The sequence below is a fragment of the Streptomyces sp. KR55 genome, assembly GCF_052245645.1.
Taxonomy (GTDB): Bacteria; Actinomycetota; Actinomycetes; order Streptomycetales; family Streptomycetaceae; genus Streptomyces; species Streptomyces flavusporus.
This window is the reverse complement of record NZ_JBQQCE010000585.1, coordinates 1-5244: the sequence shown is the minus strand read 5'-3', so window position 1 is coordinate 5244 and position 5244 is coordinate 1. Positions and strand designations below refer to the sequence as shown.

Annotated in this window: 3 protein-coding genes; 2 read left to right on the top strand and 1 reads right to left on the bottom strand. The window is 67.3% G+C overall.

Annotation, left to right across the window (positions count from 1 at the left end):
- On the bottom strand, positions 1–1183 hold a 1183-nt coding region (gene dnaK / locus ACTWQJ_RS45910), incomplete at its 3' end, for a molecular chaperone DnaK (RefSeq protein ID WP_443312326.1).
- Between the two features lie 414 nt (positions 1184–1597).
- Here dnaK and ACTWQJ_RS45905 point away from each other — a divergent pair.
- A complete protein-coding gene (locus tag ACTWQJ_RS45905; RefSeq protein WP_443312325.1) occupies positions 1598–3865 on the top strand; it encodes a (Fe-S)-binding protein in 2268 nt (755 codons plus the stop codon).
- Positions 3866–4120: 255 nt separating this feature from the next.
- Positions 4121–5244, top strand: a 1124-nt coding sequence (locus ACTWQJ_RS45900) for an FG-GAP repeat domain-containing protein (RefSeq protein WP_443312324.1), incomplete at its 3' end; no start/stop codon positions are given.

Below are 5244 nucleotides of genomic sequence, written 5' to 3'. Positions count from 1 at the left end.
CCGAACGCTTCGTCGGGATCGTCGTGTTGCGCTCGATCAGCTTGGTCATGATGCCGCCCTTGGTCTCGATGCCGAGGGACAGCGGGGTCACGTCCAGCAGCAGGACGTCCTTGACCTCGCCCTTGAGGACACCGGCCTGGAGCGAGGCGCCGATGGCGACGACCTCGTCCGGGTTCACGCCCTTGTTGGCCTCCTTGCCGCCGGTCAGCTCCTTGACGAGCTCGGCGACGGCGGGCATACGGGTGGAGCCACCGACGAGGACGACGTGGTCGATCTCGCTCAGCTGGATGCCGGCGTCCTTGATGACATTGTGGAACGGCGTCTTGCAGCGCTCCAGCAGGTCCGCGGTCAGCTGCTGGAACTGGGCGCGGGTCAGCTTCTCGTCGAGGTGCAGCGGGCCCTCGGCGGAGGCCGTGATGTAGGGCAGGTTGATCGAGGTCTCGGTGGACGAGGACAGCTCGATCTTGGCCTTCTCCGCGGCCTCACGCAGGCGCTGCAGCGCCATCTTGTCCTTGGACAGGTCGACGCCGTGACCGGACTGGAACTGCTTGACCAGGTAGTCGACGACGCGCTGGTCCCAGTCGTCACCACCGAGGTGGTTGTCACCGTTGGTGGCCTTCACCTCGACCACGCCGTCGCCGATCTCCAGGAGGGACACGTCGAAGGTGCCGCCACCGAGGTCGAAGACGAGGATGGTCTGGTCGTCCTTGTCGAGGCCGTACGCCAGGGCGGCGGCCGTCGGCTCGTTGACGATGCGCAGCACGTTCAGACCGGCGATCTCACCGGCCTCCTTGGTGGCCTGGCGCTCGGCGTCGTTGAAGTACGCCGGGACGGTGATGACCGCGTCGGTCACCTTCTCGCCCAGGTACGCCTCGGCGTCCCGCTTCAGCTTCTGCAGCACGAAGGCGCTGATCTGCTGCGGGTTGAAGTCCTTGCCGTCGAGGTTGATCTTCCAGTCGGTGCCCATATGGCGCTTGACCGACCGGATGGTCCTGTCGACGTTGGTCACGGCCTGCCGCTTGGCCACCTCGCCGACCAGCACCTCGCCGTTCTTGGCGAAGGCGACGACGGACGGCGTGGTCCTGGCGCCCTCGGCGTTGGTGATGACGGTGGGCTCGCCGCCCTCCAGAACGCTGACGACGGAGTTAGTCGTGCCCAGGTCGATGCCGACCGCACGTGCCATGGTTGATTCCTCCAGCTGACTTGAGTGGAACGGGCTCAAGTGTGCATGACGCCCGCCGCCGGGTCAACAGACCTGAGTCGAGTGGACTCAACTCTTATCTGTTCCTTACGCGCAACTGCCCGGTGACCTGCAGAGACGCAGCGAGGCTGACCGAGGTTGCGTTCACCCGTCCGGCGGCCCTCCCCTCGGCCTCGTAGAGCGCAGCCCCAAGGTAAACGGAATGTCATGATGTGCGGGGAATACTGGGATCAGTCCGACGCGCCGTGCCCCATACGGTCAGGTATGCCTCAGCGACGCAGATCACCGGGCCCCTGGCTACAGTGCGACCGAGGAAATGGGTAGTCTCAGACGGACTGCATAAGTTACCGCTTAGTAATCAACGGATCTCCCCCTCGCAGGCCCGAGGAGCCCCCAATGCAACTCGCCGCGATCATCGTGTCGCTGGTCCTGACCGTGGTCGGCGTTGCGCTGCTCGCGCGCGCCATCGGCCAGTTCGTCCGGTACTTCAGACTGGGCCAGCCGGTCCCGGCCGGCACCCGGACCGACAACCCCTATCAGCGCAGTGTGACGCTGGTCAGGGAGTTCCTCGGCCATACGCGGATGAACCGCTGGGGCATCGTGGGCATCGCTCACTGGTTCGTGGCCATCGGCTTCCTGACCCTGCCGCCGACGATCATCACGGCGTACGGCCAGCTCTTCGAAGCCGACTGGACGCTGCCGATCATCGGCGGCTTCCTGCCGTACGAGCTCTACATCGAGTTCATCGCCGCCATGACGACGCTCGGCATCGTCACGCTGATGGTGATCCGGCTGCTGAGCCTGCCCTCGCGGGCCGGCCGCAAGTCCCGGTTCGCGGGCTCCAAGATGGGCCAGGCGTACTTCGTCGAGTACGTCATCTTCACCATCGGTCTGGCGATCTACGTCCTGCGCGGCCTCGAGGGCGCACTGCACCACGTGGAGCACTACGAGGCCGCGTACTTCGCCTCGTACCCCCTGGTCCTGGCCTTCAAGGGCATGAGCCTGGCGACGCTGCAGAACCTCGTCTACCTGTTCGCGATGATCAAGCTGAGCACGACCATGATCTGGATGATCACGGTCTCGCTCAACACGAACATGGGCGTGGCCTGGCACCGCTTCCTCGCCTTCCCGAACATCTGGTTCAAGCGCAACGCCACCGGTGAGACCGCGCTCGGCGCGCTCCAGCCGATGACGTCGGGCGGCAAGCCGATCGACTTCACCGACCCCGGCGAGGACGACGTCTTCGGTGTCAGCCAGGTCGAGCAGTTCTCCTGGAAGGGCCTGCTGGACTTCTCCACCTGCACCGAGTGCGGCCGCTGCCAGTCGCAGTGCCCGGCCTGGAACACCGGCAAGCCGCTCTCCCCCAAGCTGCTGATCATGTCCCTGCGGGACCACGCGCACGCCAAGGCGCCGTACCTGCTGGCCGGCGGCGGCAAGACGATGGAGGGCGAGGAGAAGGCGTCCGAGGAGCAGCTGAAGGACGTTCCCGCGGCCGCTCTCGCGGAGGCCGAGCGTCCGCTGATCGGCACCGTCGAGGAGAACGGCGTCATCGACCCGGACGTCCTGTGGTCCTGCACCACCTGCGGCGCGTGCGTGGAGCAGTGCCCGGTGGACATCGAGCACGTCGACCACATCGTCGACATGCGCCGCTACCAGGTGATGATCGAGAGCTCCTTCCCGTCCGAGGCGGGCACGATGCTCAAGAACCTGGAGAAGAAGGGCAACCCCTGGGGCCTGGCCAAGAAGCAGCGCCTGGAGTGGACGAAGGAAGTCGACTTCGAGGTGCCGGTCGTCGGCAAGGACATCGAGGACCTGTCCGAGGTCGAGTACCTGTACTGGGTCGGCTGCGCGGGCGCCCTCGAGGACCGCGCCAAGAAGACCACCAAGGCCTTCGCGGAGCTGCTCCACATCGCGGGCGTGAAGTTCGCGATCATGGGCGGGGACGAGAAGTGCACGGGTGACTCGGCACGGCGCCTCGGCAACGAGCCGCTGTTCCAGGAGCTCGGCATGGAGAACGTGGCGGCGCTGAACATGGCGTTCGGCGAGGACGACGAGGACGAGTCGACCCGGAAGCCCAAGTCGGCGAAGAAGATCGTCGCCACCTGCCCCCACTGCCTCAACACGATCGGCAACGAGTACCCGCAGCTCGGCGGCGACTACGAGGTCATCCACCACACCCAGCTGCTCCAGCACCTCGTCGACGAGGGCAAGCTGATCCCGGTGACGCCGGTCGAGGGCCTCATCACGTACCACGACCCCTGCTACCTGGGCCGCCACAACAAGATCTACACGCCTCCGCGCGAGATCATGACCGCCGTCCCGGGCCTGCGCCAGCAGGAGATGCACCGCCACAAGGAGCGCGGCTTCTGCTGCGGCGCCGGTGGTGCGCGGATGTGGATGGAGGAGCGGATCGGCAAGCGCATCAACAACGAGCGTGTCGACGAGGCCCTGTCGCTCAACCCCGACATCGTGTCGACGGCGTGCCCGTTCTGCCTGGTGATGCTGACCGACTCGGTCAACGGCAAGAAGAACGACGGCCAGGCGAAGGAATCCATCCAGGTCGTCGACGTCGCCCAGTTGCTGCTGGACTCCGTGAAGACGCCGGCCGCCCCGGAGGGTTCGTCGGACGCGGAGACGGAATCGGAACCGGAGCCGGTGAAGTAACCGACCCGATCCCCACGGCCGACGCTCCCATGCCGCTCCCGGCGTGGGAGCGTCGCCGTGTCCGGGGCCCGTTCCTCCTCACAGCCGGCTCAAAAAGTTACCGAACTCACGTACAACCCTTGCCCGTCCGCACAGGTCTCTTGATCGCCGACCGTCACGTGAACCCGAAGAGAACTCCCGGCGAACACGGACGATCCGCACCCCATTGACTGTGGATGCCCGCCAGGCATCCCCGCATGCAGCAGGAGACCCCGCATGCAGCACACCCTGCGACTCGCCCTCGCGACGGCCACCGCGGCCGCGCTGACGGGCGGTCTGCTCACGTTCTCCGCGGCGACGGCGACGGCCGCGGACTCCACGCACGTCCCGCAGGCCGACTTCAACGGCGACGGCAAGGGCGATGTCGCCTTCTCCGCCGACGGCGCCTACGTCAGTGGCAAGGAGTGGGCCGGCCAGCTGGTCGTCCTCTACGGCACGTCCACCGGCGTCTCGTCCGCGAAGCGCGCCACCATCAGCCAGAACACCACCGGCACCCCCGGCAGCGCGGAGAGCGGCGACGGCTTCGGCGCCGAGACCGCCTACGCGGACTTCAACGGCGACGGCTACGACGACGTCGCCGTCGGCTCCCCGGGCGAGGACGTCGGCAGCGACAAGGACGGCGGCGGTCTGGCCATCCTCTGGGGTTCGGCGTCCGGCATCACCGGCAAGGGCGTCACCGTCGCCGACCCGGCCCCCACGTCCCACGACTACTGGGGCAAGAACCTCGCCGCCGGCGACTTCGACGGCGACGGCAGGGCCGACCTGGCCGTCGGCAGCAACACCGCCACGATCTACGTCCTCAAGGGCGGCTTCAGCTCCTCCGGCACGACCGGCGGCCGCTACACGATCAAGCCCCCGATCATGGGCACCGACGCGAACGGCCCGCTCAACCTGACCGCCGGCAACGTCAACGGCGGCCCGGAGACCGACCTCGTGGTCGACGGCTACGAGAACTCCTCCGAGTACGGCTGGAACCGCAACTACTACGTCCCCGGCACCGCGAGCGGCCTGAGCATCTCCGGGGCCAAGACCCTCAAGCCCGGCGTGATCACCGCGATCGGCGACATCGACGCCGACGGCTACGGCGACGTGGTCAGCGGCGCGTACTGGAACACCACCACCGAGGACGGCACCCCGGTCCCCGACTCCGGCAAGGGCGGCAAGGTCTGGGTCACCCACGGCTCGGACGGCGGCCCCCTGACCACCGACGCCACCGGCATCACCCAGGACACCGGCAACGTGCCCGGCACCGCCGAGGGCAACGACTTCTTCGGCTACGAACTCGACCTGGGCGACGTCAACGGCGACGGCTACCTCGACCTGGCCATCGGCGTCGACGG